The organism is Paenibacillus sp. FSL W8-0919 (assembly GCF_038003785.1).
In the GTDB taxonomy this organism is placed as follows: domain Bacteria; phylum Bacillota; class Bacilli; order Paenibacillales; family Paenibacillaceae; genus Paenibacillus_AQ; species Paenibacillus_AQ lactis.
The window spans coordinates 6,634,506-6,656,286 of record NZ_JBBOPV010000001.1; the positions used below are offsets into that span (position 1 = coordinate 6,634,506).

19 protein-coding genes are annotated in these 21,781 nt (G+C 53.0%); 6 read left to right on the forward strand and 13 right to left on the reverse strand.

The features are described from left to right. Positions 1-7 precede the first annotated feature (7 nt). From NST44_RS29965 to NST44_RS30000, 8 genes are all read right to left on the reverse strand, one after another. Complete coding sequence (locus tag NST44_RS29965; RefSeq protein ID WP_007131556.1) at positions 8-628, reverse strand: Yip1 family protein; 621 nt, start codon at positions 626-628, stop codon at positions 8-10. After that, positions 625-2,070 carry a hypothetical protein gene (locus tag NST44_RS29970; RefSeq protein WP_007131555.1) on the reverse strand — a complete coding sequence of 482 codons (1,446 nt, stop codon included), beginning with the start codon at positions 2,068-2,070 and terminating at the stop codon, positions 625-627. Before NST44_RS29970 ends, NST44_RS29965 begins: the two co-directional genes overlap by 4 nt. A gap of 10 nt (positions 2,071-2,080) precedes the next feature. Then, entirely contained in the window at positions 2,081-2,992 is a 912-nt protein-coding gene (locus NST44_RS29975; RefSeq protein ID WP_007131554.1) for a carbohydrate ABC transporter permease, read from the reverse strand. A 5-nt stretch (positions 2,993-2,997) separates the two neighbouring features. Beyond that, positions 2,998-3,966, reverse strand: a complete 969-nt coding sequence (locus NST44_RS29980) for a carbohydrate ABC transporter permease (protein ID WP_007131553.1) — start codon at positions 3,964-3,966, stop codon at positions 2,998-3,000. A 13-nt stretch (positions 3,967-3,979) separates the two neighbouring features. Then, the gene (locus tag NST44_RS29985) at positions 3,980-6,931 is read right to left on the reverse strand and encodes an extracellular solute-binding protein (protein WP_007131552.1); all 2,952 of its coding nucleotides are present in this window, start codon (positions 6,929-6,931) and stop codon (positions 3,980-3,982) included. Between the two features lie 66 nt (positions 6,932-6,997). After that, on the reverse strand, positions 6,998-8,371 hold the full coding sequence (locus tag NST44_RS29990) for an ABC transporter substrate-binding protein (RefSeq protein WP_007131551.1): 1,374 nt from the start codon (positions 8,369-8,371) through the stop codon (positions 6,998-7,000). 427 nt (positions 8,372-8,798) lie between these two features. Further along, positions 8,799-9,839: a LacI family DNA-binding transcriptional regulator gene (locus NST44_RS29995; RefSeq protein WP_007131550.1), complete on the reverse strand. Its 1,041-nt coding sequence runs from the start codon at positions 9,837-9,839 to the stop codon at positions 8,799-8,801. A gap of 369 nt (positions 9,840-10,208) precedes the next feature. Further along, entirely contained in the window at positions 10,209-11,117 is a 909-nt protein-coding gene (locus tag NST44_RS30000) for a hypothetical protein (protein WP_028405814.1), read from the reverse strand. 377 nt (positions 11,118-11,494) lie between these two features. Here NST44_RS30000 and NST44_RS30005 point away from each other — a divergent pair, with 377 nt between their 5' ends. Beyond that, a complete protein-coding gene (locus tag NST44_RS30005; RefSeq protein ID WP_007131548.1) occupies positions 11,495-12,544 on the forward strand; it encodes an S-layer homology domain-containing protein in 1,050 nt (349 codons plus the stop codon). 98 nt (positions 12,545-12,642) lie between these two features. Here the strand turns inward: NST44_RS30005 and NST44_RS30010 are convergent, their stop codons facing one another. Both NST44_RS30010 and NST44_RS30015 read right to left on the reverse strand, forming a co-directional pair. Continuing rightward, entirely contained in the window at positions 12,643-13,062 is a 420-nt protein-coding gene (locus NST44_RS30010; protein ID WP_007131547.1) for a VOC family protein, read from the reverse strand. 113 nt (positions 13,063-13,175) lie between these two features. Beyond that, positions 13,176-14,099, reverse strand: a complete 924-nt coding sequence (locus tag NST44_RS30015) for a putative RNA methyltransferase (RefSeq protein WP_007131546.1) — start codon at positions 14,097-14,099, stop codon at positions 13,176-13,178. Between the two features lie 450 nt (positions 14,100-14,549). Here NST44_RS30015 and NST44_RS30020 point away from each other — a divergent pair, with 450 nt between their 5' ends. From NST44_RS30020 to NST44_RS30030, 3 genes are all read left to right on the forward strand, one after another. Continuing rightward, a complete protein-coding gene (locus NST44_RS30020) occupies positions 14,550-15,059 on the forward strand; it encodes a DUF6773 family protein (protein WP_007131545.1) in 510 nt (169 codons plus the stop codon). Positions 15,060-15,082: 23 nt separating this feature from the next. Then, entirely contained in the window at positions 15,083-15,277 is a 195-nt protein-coding gene (locus tag NST44_RS30025; protein WP_007131544.1) for a helix-turn-helix transcriptional regulator, read from the forward strand. 161 nt (positions 15,278-15,438) lie between these two features. Beyond that, positions 15,439-16,887, forward strand: a complete 1,449-nt coding sequence (locus NST44_RS30030; protein WP_340901364.1) for an erythromycin esterase family protein — start codon at positions 15,439-15,441, stop codon at positions 16,885-16,887. Positions 16,888-17,069: 182 nt separating this feature from the next. Here the strand turns inward: NST44_RS30030 and NST44_RS30035 are convergent, their stop codons facing one another. Beyond that, positions 17,070-17,558: a DinB family protein gene (locus tag NST44_RS30035; RefSeq protein ID WP_007131542.1), complete on the reverse strand. Its 489-nt coding sequence runs from the start codon at positions 17,556-17,558 to the stop codon at positions 17,070-17,072. Between the two features lie 242 nt (positions 17,559-17,800). Between NST44_RS30035 and NST44_RS30040 the strand changes: the two genes are divergently transcribed. Both NST44_RS30040 and NST44_RS30045 read left to right on the forward strand, forming a co-directional pair. Continuing rightward, a complete protein-coding gene (locus tag NST44_RS30040) occupies positions 17,801-18,757 on the forward strand; it encodes a helix-turn-helix transcriptional regulator (protein ID WP_007131541.1) in 957 nt (318 codons plus the stop codon). A 133-nt stretch (positions 18,758-18,890) separates the two neighbouring features. Beyond that, positions 18,891-19,580 (forward strand): hypothetical protein, encoded by a 690-nt coding sequence (locus tag NST44_RS30045; RefSeq protein WP_138919351.1) that lies wholly within the window; start codon positions 18,891-18,893, stop codon positions 19,578-19,580. A gap of 92 nt (positions 19,581-19,672) precedes the next feature. On the opposite strand, the gene NST44_RS30050 is transcribed toward NST44_RS30045, so the two are convergent. Beyond that, positions 19,673-20,965 carry an N-acetylglucosamine-6-phosphate deacetylase gene (locus tag NST44_RS30050; RefSeq protein ID WP_340901366.1) on the reverse strand — a complete coding sequence of 431 codons (1,293 nt, stop codon included), beginning with the start codon at positions 20,963-20,965 and terminating at the stop codon, positions 19,673-19,675. Continuing rightward, the gene (locus tag NST44_RS30055) at positions 20,958-21,746 is read right to left on the reverse strand and encodes a glucosamine-6-phosphate deaminase (RefSeq protein ID WP_251536695.1); all 789 of its coding nucleotides are present in this window, start codon (positions 21,744-21,746) and stop codon (positions 20,958-20,960) included. Before NST44_RS30055 ends, NST44_RS30050 begins: the two co-directional genes overlap by 8 nt. Positions 21,747-21,781 lie beyond the last annotated feature (35 nt).

A 21,781-nucleotide genomic window follows, 5' to 3' on the forward strand; every position in this document is an offset into this window, starting at 1 on the left:
GCCTCCTTTACTGTCTAAATATGATCTCGCGGTAGACGTTCACGAGGAACGTGTAGATCTGCTGCATCATGCTGAAGACAAGCGTTCCAAGAAACACGATGATAAGCATCACGATGACGCTGAGGAACATCGTCAGAACGGTCTTGCCCGCCGAGTATTGATGGATCGTCATGGATCCGACGAAGAGCAGCCCGATGAACCAGATCGTCGCGACCATGGTGAGGAGATAATAGAACACGGTCTCCTCCTGAACCATGAACCGGCTTGCAAGCGTCATCGGCGGGTTAATCAGCACCATCGGAATGAGCGCATAGGCGCTGGCGAGCACGATTTCCTTGAACTTTCCCTCCCCGCCCATCAGCGTGGTCACCGACCAATTTGACACGCACCATAGAAAGAACGGGAGCACGATATACAGCAGCTCATCGAAGCTGTTGAGCCTCCGGGGATCGTTGAAGTTTACGAGGAACCCGGCATACTGCCGCTGCACGATGCTCGCGATGACGACAAGGGCCAGCACGGAGAACGCCACGCCGAGTCGTCCGCGGTTCTCATACTTCAGATCCCAGTATCCGTCAAAGGGATGAACGATCAAATGCAGAGGGAATTTAAAATACTCCTGCCTCATGCCTCCTTCACCCTCCTCTTGTTTCGATGTCGAACCGTCCGATATACGGCATACAGCAGCACGGCGCCTGTCGCTGCCGACAAGAAGGTGCCGAAATGCTCCTTCATTACTTCACGGCGGTATCGTTTGAAGGCGACGGAGTAATTTTTGCGGTCCATCCCCATCTCGAAGTAATGCAGGGCTTCCTTGTTCTCCCCCTTCATAAGCTTCGCTTTCCCGATCCCGATGTACGCGATGTCGTAATTGGCGTTAAGCTGGAGCACCCGCTCCCAATAAGCCTGCGCTTCCACATCGTCCCCGCGGTAATGATGGCGAACCGCTTGATTGACGTTCTGTCCGAATGCCGTCGGCTCAAACACCACGATGCTTCCCTTGCCTCGATCGAGCACCAGCTGATGCTCCCCGAGCATTTCGACTGCCGCGGGCGTCTTGAATACTCCTAACTGGTTGCCGATTCCGCCATACACATAGAGCAAATTGCCCGTATCATCGTATGTGAAAATACGTCCCTGCGTGGAATCCAGCGCGCTGTACATCCCGTCGCCCAGCACCTTGATATCCACGAATTTCGACGGGCCGACGGCTCGCCGGTAGTAAATATCGCCGGCCACCGGGAAATAACCGAACCGCTTAAGCACATCTTCCCCTGAAGGATTCAGGCGCTTGATCGGCTCCTTCGATCCGACGTCGATGTTCGTGGCGTAGACGAATCCTTTACGGTCAATATCCAGATTGGAGAATTCCGTCGGTATAAACAGCCGCATCTGCGCTTTCTGCGCATCGGTCGAAATGAGCCTCCAGAAATAATCCCCGTAATCGCGCTTCACTTTGATCGTGCCGACATAGCCGAGGAACGTCCCATCCTCCTCGAATTGCATGATGCCTTCGTAAACCCCGCGGGCAACAACGAACACTCGGTTCGCCTGGTCCACGGTCACCTTCAGCGGAATAAATTGAAAGCCTTGCGGCAGAACGTCGGACTGCGGCTGCTCAATGACCCGGATCAGCTTGCCTTCAGCGCTTAGCACCACGATCCGCTGGTTATCCGTATCCGCAACATAAATCTGTTCCTTATCGTCCGTAAAAATGCCGGATGGATTCGCGAAGGTCTCCTCCTTCCCTTCCCGGATGAAGGAATCGATCACGCGGACCACCTTCCAGCTGTCGTCCAGGCAGACGATCCGCCCGTTGCCGCTGTCCAGCACATAAACATGGCCGGAGCCGGACACGTGCATATCGCCGGGATCCGCGAATTCGCCGATCCCAAGCTCCGTTCCCGTAACCGAGCGAACCGGAAGATACGGTGCCGGAGCCGGCGTTGCTTCCTCCCAATAATTGTAGTTATAGCTCTCGTATGGAGCGCTGGCGGCGGCTGTTCCCGGAATCAGGACGGTCAGCAGGGAGACCGCCGCAAGCGAAATGAGCCATCGTTTCGCTGACATGTTATCCCCCCTAATCCTTCATCCCGGAGGTAGCCATCGTCTCGATAATCCGGCTCTGCGAGAACAGGAAGAGCACGATCGGCACGCTCATCAGGATGACCGCCACGGCGGCGCCTGCGCCGGCCCGGGAAATGCCGCCGAGAATAATCTGATTGGACGCGTAATGCAGCGTCTTCAGCTGCTCGCTGTAAATGAAGCCGTTGCCGTCGGTCCCCCACAAAATTTGAAAAAGCAGGATAATGAGCGTCAGCCAGGCAGGCTTCACGTTCGGCATGACGATCGACCAGAATATCCGGTACTCGCTGGCCCCGTCGATCTTCGCGGCTTCCAGCAGGGCATCGGGAATCTGCTCCATAAACTGCTTCATTAGATACAGGCCGAGCGAATAAGCGAATGCCGGAATAATGACCGCCCAATACGTATCGATCATGCCAAGCCACGACAGAATCATGTAGTTCGGCGTCGCCGTCACCACCGGCGTGAACATGAGGGACAGTACGACGACCTGAAACAGAAACGTCTTCCCGGGGAATCGATGCTTCGCGAGCGGATAAGCCGCAGCCGAGGCCAGAATGACATGCCCGACGATGCCGATCCCGGTGATGAACACGGTATTGAAGATATATCGGGAGAAAGGCACCCACGATTGTCCGAGCAGATTGATCAGATCGGAGAAGTTGTTCCATGTCGGGTTGCGGACAAACAGCGTGGGCGGGAACATGAAGATCTCGTCCAGCGGCTTGAACGCATTGTTGATCGCGTACACGAGCGGCAGCGCCATGAAGGCGCCGAACACCGCCAAGAGCGCAAACAGGGAGAAGGTGCCCATGAAAGAACGGTTTACCCGCTTCCTGCGCCGCTTGAGCGATAGGCTTAGAAGGCGGCCGCTTCGTTTCTTCGGCAGTTCATATACAGCTTTCACGAGTGCTACTCACCTACCTTGCGCAGCAGTTTTTGAACGATCAGATTGGTGCCGACCATCAGGATGAACAGCACCGTGGCAATCGCGGAAGCAAACCCCATCTCGAACCGGGTCGTGCCGAAATCGATCAGATGCGTGACGATCGTCTCCGCCGCATAGTTCACGCTCGGGAATCCGGCAAGCGCAATGGAGACGTCGGCGACGGCAAAAGAGGTCGTAAGCTGAATCACCGCGCCGAACATTAGCTGCGGCCGCATCGACGGCAGCGTAATATACCACAGCTCCTGCCACCGGTTGCGGACCCCGTCAACCGCGCCGGCCTCGTACAAGGTCTTGTCAACGGTTTGCAGGCCGGCAATGAAGGCCAGGAATCCGGTTCCCAGGCTTAGCCACAGCTGCACGAGAATGATGATCGGCATGATGAAGGCTTCCGTCTTCAGCCATTGAATCGGCTCCAGGATGATCCCGAGCTTGATCAGCATCCCGTTCATGATGCCGTAGCGGTCTCCCGAGAAAATCATAAGCCAGATGAAGTAGACGTTCCCCGAGATGGAAGGCGCATAGAAGATCAGCGTCATGAAGGCCCGCATCCTCGGTCCGAGCTCATTGATGACCCAAGCGAACAGGAAGCATGCCAAATAGCTGATCGGCCCGGTGATCGCAGCGAATAGAAGCGTATTTTTAAGTGCGATCAGAAAAATATCGTCTTCGAGAAACAGCCGTGTGTAATTATCCCATCCGACGAACCGCGGAAACTCCAGCATGTTAAAGTACGTGAAGCTGAGGATCATGGAAATGACGACCGGAAGCACGGTAAACAACGTAAACAGGATCATGTATGGTGCAAGCAAAATATACGAATGCTTGCTGGCCTTGATTTCCGCCAGCTTCCGGCTCCGCCAGGTTTGCGGCTTGACGGGGCGAACCGCGGCGGGCATCGCCGTCTCAGGGTCTTGAAGCCCGGCATTATGCATTTTGGATTCCCCCCTATCCCTCCGGCACGCCGAATTCTTCTTGCTTGGTTCGAATTTCATCATGAATATACTGAACAGAATCCATCAGAGCCTCCCGCGGCTCGACACCGCTGATCACCGCACGGTAGAACGCGTTGAACAGATGTCTTCCCGTGGAGTAGCCTCCCGGCACCTCCGGAATTCCCCGAACCCATTCAAACTGGGCTTTTAAATTTTCATAATCGGCCACGGGCCAAGGCAGGCTGTCCAGCGCCTTGATATTTGCTGTCGGATAACGCGCGGCGGCCCCCATCAATCCTTCCATCTCCCGCCCGAAGTTCGTCTGCGTCATGTCGCTGGTCCACCATTTGAGGAATTCCCAGGCGGCCTCCTTATCCTTCGCATCTTCGAGCATCAGGACTGCGCTGCCTCCGCTCGGTACGGTCCGGTCAATCGTTCCATCCTCTCGTACGGTTCCGGGAATCGGGGCAAATCCCCATACGCCGCGAATCTCCGGTGCAAAGACGGACAGCTGATTATACGTCGTGTAATCGGAAATGCCGATCGGCATCTGACCGGTACGGAAGCGGTTCGCAAAATCATACTCCCGCTCAAGCTTGTAGTCGGTGTAGTACTCGGTCCATCGCTTAAAGGCTTCGAGCGCGGGTTTCGAATCCAGATCCGACTCCCGGTCATGGTTGCGGTAGAACTGTCCCCCCGATTGCATGAGCAGGGCCGCAAACATGGAGTTTGGCGGCAGCGTGGTCCACTGGTCGGGCGCCTGCGCAACGACGGGAAGCCCGAACTGCATATGGTTCTTGTTCAGCACGGCCAGCATGCTTGCCACTTCGTCCCACGTTTCCGGCACCTCCAGCCCAAGCTCCTCGAGCACATCCTTCCGGTAGAACATCATGTTGAACGTCTGCGTCTCCGGCAGGGCGTATACGCCCCCGCGGTATTGATACGGTACCAGCGCGCTGTCCCGGAACCGGCCCGCAACGGCATCGAAATCTGCAAACTGCGTCAGATCCGCCGCCGAATTGCGCATCGCGAAGTTCACCGGCAGGTCGTTGCCGATTTGCATGGCAACATCCGGTCCTTGACCGGACAGCGTTGCGGGCAGGAGCGTACCCATGTTGACCAGCTTCAGATTGACGCTGATCCCTGTCTCGGGCGTAAAGGTCTCGTCAATCATGGCCTTTACCGTATTCGCCTGATCCCGGCCGCTGCCGATCCATACGGTAATCGAATGCTGATTCTTCCCATCCGTCACATTGCCGATGTTGTTGTAATCGATGAAGAAGGAGCTGGCAAAGGTATTCAGCTCGTGCTTTACTTTATCTCCTGCCCCCATTCCGCTCTTCGGCAGCTTGACGTCAGGAGAAGCGACATATAAGGCATCGAGCTCAAGCGGCTGCTCCCTGGCCTGCTGCAGCCATGTACCGAGGCCTCCGGTGTTGGTCTTGTATGCCTCCAGCCGGCGCGGAATCGTGTCGGGCTTGGCAATCATCTCATCGAGCTGCAGCACCATGGTCTTCAGCAGCGCCTCCTGATCGCCGGACTGTCCCGACAGCTCTACCAAACGGGCGGCGATCGCTTTCAATCTGTCGCTTTCAAACTGCAAAGTCTCAATCAGCTCAGGAATGCGCTGCTCCACCCGATAATCCCGGAACTCATCCGGATTGGTGCCGGTGATCATTAAAATTTTGCGGTACATCGCATTCAGATTCAGCAAGCTGTCCTCCACTTCGTGAATCAGCGGAGCGAATTCGCCGAGGCTCACTTCAAGGCGCAGCACATGCTTCCCGCGCGTCAAGTGGAACAGGTACGGCTCCTCGCCGCCAAGCACATCCATTCGGTACCCGTTCTTGAAGCGGAACGGAATACGATTCATCTCGTCAAATGGCACTTTCCCGTCAATCGTCAGCTTCCGCGTGGAATATATCCCTCTTACGAAATTTTGCTGGGATTTGAAGGCGATTTTGTACAGCCCCGTTTCCGGCACGTCCAGCTCCCACTCGATCCACTGACCCGGCAGTCGCCAGTTAAAGCCGCCGATCGTATTGATCCGTACCTCGGATGCGCTGTACGGGCGCACGCTCGGACTTGCACGCTCGCTCAGCGGATACAGCGTCGGGGAGGATTTGGCCGTTGACGCTTCCGCTTGGATCTCAAGCAGGATTCCCTCGGTTTGCGGTGTTCCCTCGGCTTCGTATTTGGCTCTCGCTTCGGAGTAAGGAAGCGGTTCCGGCTGCTGAAGCAGCCTCAGCTCCCGGATCACCATCGGCTCCCTGGCGGCGGTAAGCGAGATCGTATGCTCGCCCTCCGTGAAGTAGAATAGAAACGGCTCGGTTTCATAGCCGTCCGCATCTTTCAATACCGCCTCGATCCACGCGGGGTGCTCTATTTGCCTTGGCCTAAGGTCATTGCCCTGATTGTCCCGGTCCACACTGTCTTTCGCATTGCCCCAAATCCGGTCGAACTGTAAATAAGCGGCTTCCTGAAAAGGAATGCTGCCATCGATCCGAAGCGAGCGCTCGATCGAGGAGCTTTTTCCCTCTACTGGGTAATACAGCACGGACAGATTGTATAGTCCCTCTTCCTGCACTCGGAGCTTCCACTCCACCTCGCCCTTCTCGCCGGTGTAGAGCGATGTGCCGGGCCTGCCTTCATAATGGTCGAGCTTCCGGAATTCTCCGCCTTCTGCACGGCTGTACTCGGAAGCGGGGATGATGATTTCTTGTCCCGGTCGACCGCTACCTTCATATTTCGACAAATACTGAACGTAGGGCATCGCTTTGCCGGCCTGAGCACCGGTCTGTATCAAAGAGGCCGGACGTTCAAGCTTCCATTCCGCCGGAGCACCGATCAGCATTTCGCCGGGATCATCCTTGCCCCGGTTGAAGAACAGCATCAGGGCCGCGACGATCAACAAAAGGATCAGGAGTCTGCCCATCCATTTTTTCAGCTGCAATTGGCGTGTCAATGTTCATCCCCCTTATCAGGAGAAGGGAGGCTTAGGCTGCCGCTCTTCGCCCCCCGTCCATCCGTCTTATTTGCCCATTTTGTCGACGGCGGCCTGCGCCTGCTGCTTGTATTTTTCAGCCGTCGCCGTCACGGATTGGTTGTTTACGATAATGTCCTCGATGAATGCACCCGTCGGATAATCCGTATACGCTTCGTCAACCGTAATTACGCCGGTTCCCGCAATATGCTCGCGGATCATGTCGATATCTTCCTGATTGGTGTAAATGCCCTCCAGGTAGTCCTGTCCCGGATATTCCTCCGTCGATTGGATGTCGAACGTTTCTTCATAGATTTGATAGACGATGGCCGGATCTTCGACGCCCTTCGGAATGAACTTCGCGGAAGCGGCCGTATTCGCGTAGGTCGCCTCCGGCGAGCCTTGCGGTCCGTTCGGAATCGGTACGATGCCGACTTCGAAGGTCACGTCGCCCAGCATCCATTCCGCAGCCGGGAACATGGCGACATCTCCGTCCTTGAACGTGTTCGTTTCTTCCCAGTTCGTCTTGTTGCCGCTCTTCACCTTGACCACCTTCTCGACGTTATAGAGACGGTTAACGAATTCGGCGGCCTCCAGCGTTTTCGGATCGGACAAGCCTTCTTTGCCGTTCGCATCGTCGACGATTTTCCCGCCGTTGGCTGCGGTGAAATGCTTCACGGCGTCGATTGCCCAGCCCGAGAAGCCCCACACGTCCGTCTTGCCGTCATTGTTCGTATCCTTCGTTGCCTGTTTGGCAATCTCCATGAACTTATCCCAGTTCCATTCGCCCTTGGCATGCAGCTCCTGAAGATCCGGAAGACCGTGCTTCTTGAACAGCTCGCGGTTATAATGCAGCCCAAGCCCGAGGGAGATCGGGTTGTCGAACCCGTATTCGCCGCCGCCGATGGCAGGGTATTTCATCTGCAGATTCGCCTCATTGTTTATGTTGTTCTGATCGGTCGTAAACTCGCTGATCGGCAGGAGCTGACCTTTCATGATCGCAGGCAAAGCCGACTTGTACTCCAGCTGCACGATATCGGCAAACGGCTCGCCGGCCAGCACGCTCGTCGTAAACTTGTTCATATATTCCTCGAAGGGCACGTTAACGAACTCGATTTTGACATTGTACTTCTTCTCGACCTCGGCGATCTTCTCTAGGCGCGCCTTCTCGTCGGCCGTATTGCCCGCCGGCGTCAGGTCCCACCAGGCGGCAACCTTGATCACTCGGCCGCCCAGGTCAACCGGCTCGGCCGCCGGCTGTGCCGGCTCTTCTTCCTTCGGCGTTTCGCTTCCCGCCTGTTCCGCAGCCGGTGCGGGCTCGGTCTTGGGAGCTTCCGTCTGGGCGCCGCCTCCGCCGCTGCAGGCAGTGATGACAAACATCAAGCAGATAAGCAATAAAGAAAGCCCTTTCATTTTTCTCACTTTAAAAACCTCCCTTATTTGTAAAAGCACGATTTAACTTGATGTCGTTCCCGGATGCGATGGTTTTGGATAAACGGAACATCTTGAACCTCGGTATGCCCCCTCCATTCCGTTATCTATGTTTGCCAAAAAATATAACATCAGTTTTTCTAGTCGTCAATATTTATTATTTTTTAAATAACAACAAACCTAATATTTTTCGATTATAATCCATTCTAGTTATTAATAATCAACTCATTTTGTATGTTGAAATATGTCGTCATCGCCTTAAAACCCCTTTAAACACAAGGAATCGACATCTTTTCCGCCTACTTGATTTCCCACCATCCATTCCCCTAAAATGTTATTTGTTTGTTATGAATATAAAAAGGCCCCGATGCTTCAATCCGCATCGGAGCCATGCGTATACACCCCATGGAGCTATAATCTAATCGGTCTCTCCCCGGGAAGGCTGCTGAAGATCCCTGACGATGACGTCAGCCTGGATCAGGATCCTCTCGTAACCGGAATCCGGGTTCGTAATCCGCCACAACAATTGATCTACAGCCCTCATTCCGAGCAATTCCTTGTCGATATTGACCGTAGCCAGAATGGGCAGCTGATCATAAGTATTGTCGAATCCGGTGAATTGTACATCCCCCGGAACCTCGATTCCTCGCTGCTTCAAAATATCCATCGCAAACATTGCCGTGATGTCGTTATTGCATACGAACACCTCCGGCAGCTCTTGACCTGCTAAAGCCTTGCTCAACGTTGCTGCCAGATCCTGGTCAATCTCGGGACTGATCAGCTCGGGGATTTGACGATGCTCGATTTTGTAATCGGCCAGCACGGATGTGAACCCAAGATACCGCTCGTAAAAACTCGGCGCATCGCTTATGTTGCCAATGAACTGGTACTTCTTGTATCCCCGGCTCACCAGCTTGGTCATCATTTGCCGCATGCCGTACAAATTGTCGGTGAACACCGTATCCGACTGAAATGCCGGGTCCATATGATCCACCATGACGACGGGAATGTTCAATTTTTTGATATCCATCAAATTTTGCGTCGACACGGAGCCTACGGTGACAATCCCGAGCAGGCCCTGCGGGTTCAACAGCGAGAACATATGGTCATTAGACGGCTCGGTCAGTGTCAGAATGTCAAGGCCCCGTTGATTTAAACGGGTAGAGATCCCGTCGAAGACAGGCCCCCAGTACAGAGACTCCCGATTTTGGTACCGCACGTTAGGGAAGAGGACGAGAACAGCCCCTGCCCATTTACGGTTTTCCGGATCCTGAAGCTCGGAACGACCGGCCGTATGTCCGGGCTGATCCTTGAAATACCCCAGCTGCCCGGCAGCCTTCAGTATCATTTCCCTTGTCTGCGGGCTGACGCCCGACTTGCCGGATAGCGCACGGGACACCGCAAATTTGGACACGCCCGTAAAATCCGCAATTTCTTGAATGGTTACTTTTGATTTCATCGTATCAACCTACTTAAGCATATTTGTAGAACCGTACCAACCCATGTGTGTTATGCGTGTTATTTGTGTTAGTTTTTGTTAGGTTACATTCATAATACTATTCGAGAAATGCTTGCAAGTCAAAGTATATCCTGCATTTTCTTGTTTTCATTTTCATAAAAAATATGACTTGGGACGTATGAGGGGGGAGGACTAAAGGCCATCACCAGCATTCATCCGGCCCCATGAATGAACGTGTGGTTTCGCCTATAAGCGGCCCTTTTGATAAATCGATAAAAAATAAAATAAAGCCGCTCCGGAAGGACTGTCTAACAGTCTCGCCGGAAGCGGCTATACGTTTACTATAGGATGATCATGTTTCGACGCTTGTTATTCTTTAATCAGCAGCGGCTCCCAAGTAAAGCCCTCACCCGTAATTTCGGCACGGAGCTTCGAAATTCGGCTCAGCGTCTCTTCCCGCTGAGCTTCCAAGGATTTCACCGAATCCGCATACAGCTCGCCGAGCTTCTTCTCCGTGCCGCTTGCCATAGCCGTAATCTGCTGCTTCAGAGCTGCGTTGCTCTTGGACAGGGCAGCAGTCTGTGTCTTAAACAGCTTGCTGTACTGGCTCTTGGCGGCTGACTTGCTGATCTGTCCTTTTTTATACTTCCATATCGGGCTATTCAGATAATGCGCGTTGGAGCCGTTTTTCAGCTTCCACATCGGACTATTCAAATAATTTTCATTGACATTTTTCGACATTTTCCATGCCGCGCTGTTCAAATAGGTCGGAGTAATCGTTTTTTTGTAGGTCCACATCATGCTGTTCAGATAAGTATCGCTCATTTCCTTATCCAGCTTCCACAATGTGCTGCTCATATAATGTCGTTTCGCCTCCGAGACATACTTCCACATTGAACTTCTCATCGAGGTGGGATTGATCTCCCGGGCATACTCACGAAGCTTATCCTGGATATCCCGATTTCCCTCATACTTCGCCTTCAACTGCTCGAGATCCGCCTCCAGCTTCTCGTTCCATAGCTTCTGATCGTCCAGCAGCGTCTTCTCCAATTGATCCAAGGACGCATGGGAAGCATCATAGAACTGCTTATATTGCTTATCAATTTGCTTCTGGTAATTGTTATAAGCATTTACGGTTTTCTTATTGTACGCTTTGTAATCATTCCATACCTGATTAATCCATTTCTGGTCCGCCGCATGCGCCGTCAGCGGCATCATGCTGGAGACTGCAAGCAAAAGGCCGCAGACCATGAGCAGCCATTTCCGCATGAATCTCATCACAATCGCCTCTTTTCCTAATATATACCAAAGGCTATTGTACCTTAATCGAAAGTTGCCTTCCAATAGGCATGACGACCCACTGACTTTCAGACTAGGATGCATGGAAACCGCTTTCTCGGACAAGGACATATCGAGCTGTCTATTTTCCTCATCAGGACACAGCTTCTCCCTTTCGTTCGGCACGGTCTTCCCTTCATTTAAGATCCCATCATCCCGATCCTTCGTCCTATGGTCCTTTAGTAATGAATCGGAAGCAAGCTAGTTACAACTAACCATCTTTGATTAGCAGCAGCCTGAATCGCTTGACCGGTCGAAAAATAGGCCTATACAATGGAATCTGTAGCAATTTAGCAAATAATGATGGAGGTTGACAGATGTTGAAGTTACGGGCATTATGTGTGCCAATACTCCTGGTTGTTTCGTTAATCGCTGGTGCTGGCAGCGCTTTCGCAGGAGTAACCTTCCGTGATATCGATAACCACTGGGCGAAAACGACCATTGAGTGGGGCGTCAATAAGGGCATTGTGAACGGGTATGCGAACGGCATGTTCATGCCGAACCAAAACGTAACCGAAGCGGAGTTTATCCGGATGCTCGTCGTCGGCATTACGGGAAAAGATCTGCAGGAGACCTATTTAACCGAGCTGTGGTCGGATAAATACTATAATTATCTGCACTTTAAGAACTATCCGGTGCATGGCTTTGCTGACAAAAGCCTGCGAGGCAAATACATAACGCGCGCCCATGTGGCCGAGCTGATCGCAAGCGCCGACGGCGTCAATTATTCAGGCAATCAGGCCATTCAATACGTTCTGGGGAAAAAGTACGCCCAAGGCCGGATTAAAGGAGAAAATACGATTGAGGGATATGTCGGCAGCGGTACGATTACCCGTGCGGAGGTTCTGCAGCTGATTCGTAATTTGTCGGAACGCGGCATGTCCAATCTATATGACCGGCCGGCTGCACCAAGCGCCGAAGCGATGCTTCCCGCGCTCCCGACGCCTTGGGATCTGTTCCGCGATGAAATGTATCTCGTCATTCGCCAAAAAGTATTCGGAAACTACAGCGGTTACCGAATCTATGATGATGGCCAGAACAAAATCGTCATGACCAGCACGAAACAAAGCGGAGAGACGGACTATGCCGTATCCGTGCAATTCGAGCCTCAAATTATGGGCTTCAGCGGTATCGAGCTGTCGAGTGCAGCCGACAAGACCCAGCGCAGCATGCTGCTTGACCTGCTTCGCCTATACGGCTTCGAGGCGGATTCATCCTTCCTGGCCAAGGTGGATGCAGCCGAGAAAAATAAAAAGGCGCTTGAGCTGAAAGTCAGCGGCAAGACTCTGGTCATCGATCCGCTCGTCGCGAGCCCGGCCGGTCATGTGCTTATTTATTACAAATGGTGGGACGGGTCGCGTGCGTAAAGCACCTTCCTTCTAACTTGATTCCCAATTGATATGAAAAACGAACGAAGACCCCTTGGCTTACCGCCAGGGGGTCTTCGTCATGCTTGTTGCGGAAATCAGGATTCCGTGGAAATATTCCATGTCACCCCGTACTTGTCCGTCAATATGCCATATGCCGGGCTCCAGAACGTTTCCTGCAGCGGCATGCCAACCTTCCCGCCTTCCTGCAAAGCTTCAAAAATTCGCTTCGAATGATCTGCCGATTGCGAGATGATGCAAATCTGAACCTGATTGCTCGATTGTACGGGCTGGCCCGGGAACGTGTCCGAGAACATGAGCTCGCTGCCGCCCACCTTCAGCAGTGCATGGGATATGCGGTCCTTGGCGCTTTCAGGCAGCGGAAAATCAGGGTTTGCCGGCATTTCGCCAAATGTCTGAATCATCACGGTCTCGGCTCCCAGTACCTGCTCATAAAAACGGATCGCTTCCTTCGCATTTCCATCCAGGATAATGTACGGATTCAAACGCAGTGTCATGATGGATCCACCTACCTTTTGTTCAATGTACGTATCGACTTTCATTATCGCCAAATCCTTGCCGTTTTAGCAACGGGGGCAAAACTGGTTTATATTCCCTGCAATGTGCTTGTTCACACGCTCTCTTCAGCAGCGGGAACAGGCTTTGGTTTGCCGTAGAGCACGGTGAAATCCACCGTGACTTCCAGTTCCCTCGGAAGGTTATCCGACATTTTCAACTCCGGGGAAGCACCCCATGCCAATGGCGTCATCTGTACCAGAAGAGAGCTCTCCTCGGGGCTCAGTCTCTTGCGGTACCGAATTTCTTTGGTTTCGATGAGCTCAAAGTAACGGCTGAACAGCTCGATCGTATGGCCGCTCGAATCGCGCTCCCTGCTCTTCCTGCCATATAATAGCTGACGAAGCTCCTGCAAATACGACTTCCCTGGAATGACCTTAATCAGCAAGCCATCTTCCTTCAGCAATCTTCCGAACTCAGCATAGTTGGAAGGCGACAATATATTCACGATAGCATCAAACTGACGGTCAGCAAACGGGCTGTTCGCCAGATCGGCTACGCACCATACCAGGTCCGGCGAAGCCTTGGAAGCCAGCAGGATCCCTTCTTTGGCAATATCGATACCCGTTCCTAAATAGCGCTTGCGGCCAGGCCTTTCCTCCAAATTGCTAATAATTGACCGAAGGTGGGAGCCTTCGCCGCACCCGGCATCCAGTAAAGTCTGAATCTCGGAATGCGATTCCCGCCTACGGATCAATAGATCACATACATATTCGATCAGCGGATCGAAGAAACCGCTGTTACTGATCATGCTGCGCGAAACAAACAATGATTTATCATACTTGCTCTTCGAAGGACGCGGCAGCAAATTGACATATCCATGCTTCGAAATATCGAAGCAATGGCCGTTGCTGCAGTCCAGGCTGGACAACCGGTTGACGCGCATCGAACTTTTGCAGATCGGACAGCGAAACAGCTGCTCTTGGGAAGCAACCAAACTTGCTTTGGTTAATGCCTCCTCTGAATTATAACGGGACATTTCGTTTCCACCCTTTCCATTCGATTAGTCGATGAATAAAGGTGCAGCAAAATAAACCCTTGTCCCATAATTTTCAAAAAATTGGACCGGGCCTATCTCTAAATCTGCACCTCTGATTATCGCAACCGAATGTAATAGATCATAACGAAGCCTCCCTTAATTTAAATAGGACAAAATTGCCCTATTGCCAATTCTATCACAATTGGAGAGCGGATAGAATCTAAACAACAAATTAGCAAAACGGATCAAAAAATGAGGGCTCCGCTTCTGCTATCATGATGAAATCGTTATATAACGAATTGGCAGTTACGTGGATGGACAAGCTCATGCATGATTATTATTTTTAACAAAATGACATATATATATTGCATAATGACATCCATAGCTGTAGAATACGGATAAGTAATAAACGCACGAACTTGTCTTTTACTAGAAAGGAGCCGTACACAAATGAATTGGTTTAAAAAGAAAGCAGTCGATGACGAACGTATCGTCAACCTGAAAAACAGCATTTATAAAGAGGCCTATATTCTGATCATGCTGATCTGCAGCGTTTCGGCCGTAATCAAAACCTGGTTTTTACCGGACCGCGGATCCGTTCTGACCGAAATGCTGGTCATCCTGGGAGGCAGCTTGTACTTTAGCATCCGAAGCGTGGCGATGGGGATATACTCCGATGAGGTGGAGGTACATGACCAGCGCAACAAAATGTCGTTTAGCCGGCGCACGGCGATTTCCGGACTGGCCATCGGCTTGATCCTCGCCCTCATCTTAGGGATACGAAGCGCCGTCGTATATGGGGATGGCAGCAGTCAGACCGCTTGGAAGTATTTCCTTTCCGTATTCCTGTTTTCGCTAATCTTCTACATCCCGCTGTTTGCCGGAACGATGACGGCCATTCACCATTTCGCGAATCGAGTGAGCCGAAAAATATCGCAAAATGACCAACTGGACTCATAAGAAGGGAGACAAGGTGATTTTGCATGAAAAATATCAAGCTGAAAATGGCCCGGGTGGAAAAGGATCTCTCGCAGGAAGAATTGGCCCGGATCGTCGGGGTATCGAGACAAACGATCGGATTGATCGAGCTCGGCAAATACAACCCTTCACTCAGCCTCTGCATTGCCATATGCAAGGCGCTGTCCCGTACGCTGGACGACCTGTTCTGGGATGAATGAGTTATGGGGAAACCCGTACATTCGTCAAGACATTCATGACTTTTGAAAGGAGGGGATGCCGCGTCTATTAAAGCCGTAAACTGCCGTGCTTCTGCCCTTTGAACCGTCGACCGAATGAACGACTTGAATAAACCAAAGACCAAGGAGTGAACTCTTTCGAAATGACACTACATAAGACAAGAAAAGCTTTTACCGCGCTAATGCTGGCGACTGTCCTGCTTGGAGGCACAGCGTCTTATGCGGGGAGCGCTCAAGCAGCCGCCCCTGACACCATTCAGGGGAAGGTGACGGAAATCCGGCCAGCCCGAACCCATGAAGAGAAAATTGCCGAATGGGAGGCCTGGGCTGCGGATCATGCTTATAAGCTTGATACGATTCAGCCGGTTGGCCCGGACGGCAAGCCGGACTCGTTTCAAGATCTGGAAATGCTGAAGCCGCTCCTGCATGACAAACGTTTCGTGTTCCTTGGTGAGAGCTCCCACGGCGTAGCCGAATTCAATCTCGCCAAGACGCGCTTGATCCAATTCCTCCATCAGGAGATGGGATACAACGTATTGGCATTCGAGAGCGGGCTGGCTCCTGCCTCCATCGCATACGGAAAAGTCAGCGGCCGCAGCGCTGAGCAGACGATGAAAGATTCGATTTTCGGCGTCTGGTGGTCCAAAGAAACGCTGCCGTTGTTCGATTACATCAAAGCGTCGCATAACAGCGAACAACCGCTTGTACTGACCGGGTTCGACATGCAGCTCCAGTTCCCCCTCCTTGACGGAGGATGGCTGAAGGATAAAGCTCTCGCGAAGCGGCTTGCGGATGCCGACAAAAAGCTGTCCGACTATTCGGTAGCTACGGACGCAGCCGCATACCGCAAAGAGAAAAAACATCTGATCAGCGTGTACAAGGAAGCTCAGGAAGCATTGAAAACCGAGGCGAATCAGGCCCATATCAAGCAGCTCTACCCGGACAATCCGAAGCTTTCCCTCCTTCTGGAGAGAGCTCTAGGAGACCGAATCCGGGTAGCGGAGGAATATGTGGAGCTGTCCATCGAATCCACTGCTGCCTTGGAAAAAGGGGACTATATGCCGTTCCTGGAAACGATGGAATGGCGGGATCAGGCAATGCACGATAATCTCATGTGGCTTGCCACCGAGGCATATCCTACGGAAAAATTCATCGTCTGGGGACATAACGATCACATCCGCAAGGCCCAGACCGAAGTGATGGGCTCCCCGTACCCGGTTAAACTGATGGGCGAGATGCTGTCGGACGAGGTGAAAAAATACAGCTATGTAATCGGTCTTTATCCGGCCAGCGGCAAAACCGCCGACAATACGGGTGCCGTCCATGACGTGCTGCCGCCGGAGCCGGGATCGATCGAATCGATTCTAGCGGCATCGGGAGCTCCATATACCTTCATGGATCTTCGCTATCGCAGCCATGAATCCGGAAACTCCTGGATGTTTGAACCCCGCTTCGCGTACAGCTGGGGCATGATTCCCGAGAGCCTGATCGCCCGGGATCAATACGACGGCATATTGTTGATCGATGACGTGAATCCGCCCCAATATCTGAGATCGACCGCTTCATCCAAAGCTTCAACACAGGACGAGTAAAAGAAATCGGCATTTTTGTATAATCTTATTCCAACACGACATCCCTTAGAGTCTGGTTTAAAGCATGACGCATGCCGGATTCTGAGGGATTTTTGTTACCTCCCCGGTCTGAACCAATGCAAAAGAACACCGCCCGAACCTATGGACGGTGTCCCAAGATCATCTTCACAGCTGCTGTGTAATTAATACAAATCAAACATGCTCACTTCATAGCCTTGGGCTTTGAGGTAATTGAACATTTGAGCCCGGTGATGCTGGGCATGCGTCACGACCTCGATCAGCCATTTGGCTTGTGCCGAGCCATGCTCCAAGTAGAATGGCGTCGTCTTTTTATGCAAAAAGTCATCATCCGACAGGCCGTCCATATACGATTTCAAGTCGGCCAGCCCCTTGTTCATCCATGCGATCAGCTTGTCCTTGTCGCCGCCGTCTGCAGCGATGGCCCCTTCAAGCTGGCGCACCTCTTCTTCAGGCTTCTCCCGCATGATCAACAGATCGGCTCCGGGAACCGACACCAGATGATGGACGAGCTCCAGGAGCGATCGCATATTGGAGGCAGGACGGTAATCCCAATCCTTGTCCGAAATTTTCATGATGAGATTGGAGGAGGTTTTCACGATATGCTCCAGCTCCTCAAACAGCAATTGCTTCATTTCAACCAGTTGACTCATGGGCGTTCACTCCTGCTTTTTAGTTTGAATGATAATGGAAAGAGATTCAGCGACAGGAAGGCGCAGCCGTGGCATCGCTTTTTCCGGCAACCGCAGGCCGTTATGGTTATCATTACTCAGTAGCGTCCTGCGCGCTATGTTGTATCATTTTCCATTCTGCTCTCTCTAGGGTTATGATACAAGTATAGGCTATAATAGTGACAACTATTGTCATAGTCATTCAAAAAAACGGAGCTGATCCCATGTCGAAATCCAAGCGGCTGATCGAACTGATGATGACCGTCAATCGGATGCGAAAGTTTACGGTGAAGGAGCTGGCCGACCAATTCGGTGTTTCGGCCCGTACGATCCTGCGGGACCTGCAAGAGCTTAGCGAGCTTGGCGTCCCGCTATACTCGGAGGTAGGTCCGCATGGCGGCTACCAAGTGCTAAGAGAACGCATCCTTCCGCCGATCGCGTTTAGCGAGGAGGAAGCGGTCGCGATGTTTTTTGCCAGCCACGCCCTTCGCCATTATTTGTTCCTTCCCTTCGAAGCCGAGTCGTCCGCAGCGCTCCAGAAATTTTATTATTACATGCCGGGCGATGTGCGTGACCGGATTGACGAGATGAAGAACCGGGTCGATTTTCTAACCCATACCCGGAAGCAGAAGGCGGCATTCCTGGGGGTATTGCTGGATGCAGCCGTGGAGCAGCGGGTCGTCAGCATCCAATATGAGACCAAGCAGGGCCTGTCGGAGCGAAGCATCCAGCCTGTCGGCATTTATGCCAGCAACGGCTTCTGGTACTGTCCCGCTTACTGCTTTATGCGCGGGGACTTTCGGTTGTTCCGCTGCGACCGCATGCATTCCGCCGCCTTCGACGAGAGCGGGGTAGAACCGCTGGATCACCGCTATATTCATCTGGGAAACTGGAGAGAATTCGCGGCGGAAAAAGCCGTCTATGTCCGAATGATTGCCGAACTGACGAGAGAGGGCGTACAGCGGTGTGAGGCTGAATTATGCCCCGTCCCCCGGATCGACGTGAAGCCCGATGGAAGCGGCCGGCTCGATCAGGAAGTGCCTACAAGTGAAATGCGCTATTTCGCGAAGTTTTTCCTCGGGCTGGGTAACGAGGCTGTCGTGCTGGAGCCCAAGGAGCTCGTGGACAGCATAAGAGATATTCTGAGAGAGCTTACGGAGAAGTATGGGCAGGGTGTATAAGTGTAAAAGTTCGTTTATTTATGATATTTTCCGTTGATTGCTGTAATTGTTTTTCATTAAGGATGCTTATATATTTAAGCTTAGCAAAGGAAATATCCAGTAACCGCGCTGAACCCTAAGGAGCGTATTGCCTTTGAGCAGATCCAGTCGAAGGAAGACGATGTTTGCACTTCTTATCGCTGCCATTTCCGTTTCTCTACTAGTAACCTTGGTTTTTGTTAGCAAGCCCGCCAATGAACCGCAAACCTTTGAGGTTCATGTAGAAAGCGACTATGCGGTCAATGGGAATATTCCCGGCATCGTTGAGCGTTCCGAGTACATTGTACGGGGGCGATATATAAAGCCGGTCGAGACATGGGAAATGGCTCCCGGATACGTAAGCGAGATTTATACTTTTGACGTAGAGGAGCAGCTGCTGGGCGATTTGGACGGACAGATTCAAATTGCGATTCCAAAGTATGAGGTGGTTCAATATCCGCTGGAGGAGCAGGTAATTGAAGCTAAAATTCAGCTGCCCTATTTCGATGCCATCCGATTAGAGGAAAATTATGTGCTGTTCCTGACAAAATCGCAGCTTAGGGACGTGCTGTTCCCTGCAAGCGTTCCGTTCCAAGTACGCCTGGATACCGAGGGGAAAAGCCATCTTGACTATAATGCTCTAGCCGTGGAGGAAACGATGAGCGCTAATGGAGACCGGATTACATTCCGGCGTGATTTCACAGATATACAAGCCATTGATGAAATCTCGGGACTACCCGCCGAAGATTTATATGAGCAGATCGGCACGGCAGTCAAGCAAGCTGAAAGTGACCCCAAGCGTTAATCAGGCAAGGAGCCCTTCCATCCCGGAAGGGCTCCCCTGTATTAGAATATCAGCCATTCATGCTTGGAACCGCGGCTGCCGCCAGCGGGATTTCAGGAGCTCGCCTGATACACCGGCACGCCTCCAAGTACGGTCTCGACAATACGGATCTTTCCTCCATTCCGCTCGAACATGACGAAATCCGCCCGCGCTCCTTTAGTAAGCCCGTACAGCTTCTCCCGTCCGATTGCTCTGGCCGGCGCGCTGGAAGCCATGTCCCAGGCCTCGGCAAATGAGCATAGACCCGATGCAGCAAGCCGCTGAACGGCATCGGCCAGCATCATTGCTGATCCAGCGAGCAGCTCAGGCTTTCGTGCCAGATGGAGCCTTCCTTCGGGGGTCAGCACCACCTCGCCGCCGATATGCGTTCGGTAGCTTCCCGGTGCCATGCCGCTTAAATAGACGGCATCGCTGACCAGCAGCGCTTTCCCCGCTTTGGCCCGGAGAAGCACCTTAATGACCGAATCGGGCACATGATAACCGTCGGCGATGAAGCCGCACCACAGCTCATCCAATGCCAGCTGCTCCCACAGATAATTCGGGTGCCGCGGCAGCGTCAGATGCGCGCCGTTGCCAAAGTGGGTGGACATGCTTGCTCCGGCCAGTGCGGCCTGGCGAATCTGCTCCGGCGTAGCCGCCGTATGCCCGATGGAAACGATGATGCCGCTCTGCACGCAGCGGCGGATCATCTCCGGTGCTTCCGGCCACTCCGGCGACAGGGTCAGGATGCGAATCCGGGAGCCGGAGGCATCCTGCCACCGCTGCAGCAGTTCCCAATCGGGCGGCCTGATATACCGTTCATCATGGGCTCCGCGCGGCCCTTCCTCCGGCGAAAGGAAAGGGCCCTCCAGATGAATTCCGCCGATGCTCTTCCCTGTCAGCGCTTCCTCCCGGCAGGCTTGATCGATGGCGCTTACAAGCTCTTCAATCTCCCGGTCGCCGTTCGTAATGACGGTCGGGTAATACGTCGTTACCCCCGTCTCCCACAAACGGCGCGTCAGCCGAATGACGGATTCGCTTGTCAGCGGGAGCGAGTTAAGGTCAATCCCGTACCCGCCGTTCAACTGAAGGTCGATCAGTCCCGGCGCGATCCAAACCTCTCCGTCGCCGCCGCGAACCGAATGCTCGCCGTAGGTGGCCAAAGCCTCGCCGCCATCGCTGCCAGCTTCAGCTGACGCCGCCCCTGAAATTTTGCTGTCTATGCCGTCTGCAGACATCTCTTCTATTCGGCCAACGCCATCTTCTGTAACTATCTCTGTAATGCGACCTTCGCTACTTATGGTAATTCGAATCCGTTCGCCGGTTGCGTAATGAAGGCCTTCGCGGACAAGCGCCTTACTAGTCATGGAGACCTTCCCCATAGGCGTCCCGGTCAAGATACAGCGTGCAGTCCGGATGACGCCTTAGAATACTGGCCGGGCAAGCCTCGCTAATATCACCGGTTAACGTTCTCCCCACGGCGTGCCGCTTTCTTGCTCCAGGAACGATGCAAAACAGCTGCGTCCCCGACATAAGCGCCGGTATCGTCAGCGTAAGCGCCCGCTTGGGGACATCATCCAGGCTGGCAAAGCAGCCGTCATTCACCTGCTGCAGGCGGCATGCTTCGTCCAGCTCGACAGGCTTCACGAGCGCCGGATCGTCAAAATCGGCAACCGGCGGATCATTAAAGGCAATATGCCCATTCTCGCCGATGCCGAGAACCACGATATCGATCGGCGCTTCAGCCAGGAGGCGGCCATACCGCTGACACTCCGTATCCGGATCATTCAAGCCGTCGAGCAGATGCACGGCTCCGGGGGAAACCCGGTCAAACAGCTTCTCGGACAAAAAGGTGCCGAACCGCTGCGGTGCAGCTTGCGGAAGCCCGATATATTCATCCATATGAAAGGCCGTCACCCGGCTCCAGTCCAGCCCCTCGGAACGGACCAGCTCCTCCAGGCATTCATTCTGGGAAGGAGCCGCGGCGAACACCATCCGGATACGTTCCTTTGCGGCCAGCAATTCCTGCATCGCAGCGCGGATATCGGCCGCCGCCGCCATTCCCATCGCTTCGCGGCTGTCATAGATGCGGACCTTGAGCCGGTCCTTCACCTGCGTATTCACGAGCCCGAAAGATTGATCGTGCATATCCCCACCTCCTTCATCTGTGCACTTCCCTAGCT

What these genes read in the sequence shown, in the direction of transcription:
- NST44_RS29965 (WP_007131556.1), bottom strand. Translation starts at nt 628, where the DNA reads ATGAGGCAGGAGTATTTTAAATTCCCTCTGCATTTGATCGTTCATCCC.
- NST44_RS29970 (WP_007131555.1), bottom strand. Translation starts at nt 2,070, where the DNA reads ATGTCAGCGAAACGATGGCTCATTTCGCTTGCGGCGGTCTCCCTGCTG.
- NST44_RS29980 (WP_007131553.1), bottom strand. Translation starts at nt 3,966, where the DNA reads ATGCATAATGCCGGGCTTCAAGACCCTGAGACGGCGATGCCCGCCGCG.
- NST44_RS29995 (WP_007131550.1), bottom strand. Translation starts at nt 9,839, where the DNA reads ATGAAATCAAAAGTAACCATTCAAGAAATTGCGGATTTTACGGGCGTG.
- NST44_RS30000 (WP_028405814.1), bottom strand. Translation starts at nt 11,117, where the DNA reads ATGAGATTCATGCGGAAATGGCTGCTCATGGTCTGCGGCCTTTTGCTT.
- NST44_RS30005 (WP_007131548.1), top strand. Translation starts at nt 11,495, where the DNA reads ATGTTGAAGTTACGGGCATTATGTGTGCCAATACTCCTGGTTGTTTCG.
- NST44_RS30010 (WP_007131547.1), bottom strand. Translation starts at nt 13,062, where the DNA reads ATGACACTGCGTTTGAATCCGTACATTATCCTGGATGGAAATGCGAAG.
- NST44_RS30015 (WP_007131546.1), bottom strand. Translation starts at nt 14,099, where the DNA reads ATGTCCCGTTATAATTCAGAGGAGGCATTAACCAAAGCAAGTTTGGTT.
- NST44_RS30020 (WP_007131545.1), top strand. Translation starts at nt 14,550, where the DNA reads ATGAATTGGTTTAAAAAGAAAGCAGTCGATGACGAACGTATCGTCAAC.
- NST44_RS30025 (WP_007131544.1), top strand. Translation starts at nt 15,083, where the DNA reads ATGAAAAATATCAAGCTGAAAATGGCCCGGGTGGAAAAGGATCTCTCG.
- NST44_RS30030 (WP_340901364.1), top strand. Translation starts at nt 15,439, where the DNA reads ATGACACTACATAAGACAAGAAAAGCTTTTACCGCGCTAATGCTGGCG.
- NST44_RS30035 (WP_007131542.1), bottom strand. Translation starts at nt 17,558, where the DNA reads ATGAGTCAACTGGTTGAAATGAAGCAATTGCTGTTTGAGGAGCTGGAG.
- NST44_RS30040 (WP_007131541.1), top strand. Translation starts at nt 17,801, where the DNA reads ATGTCGAAATCCAAGCGGCTGATCGAACTGATGATGACCGTCAATCGG.
- NST44_RS30050 (WP_340901366.1), bottom strand. Translation starts at nt 20,965, where the DNA reads ATGACTAGTAAGGCGCTTGTCCGCGAAGGCCTTCATTACGCAACCGGC.
- NST44_RS30055 (WP_251536695.1), bottom strand. Translation starts at nt 21,746, where the DNA reads ATGCACGATCAATCTTTCGGGCTCGTGAATACGCAGGTGAAGGACCGG.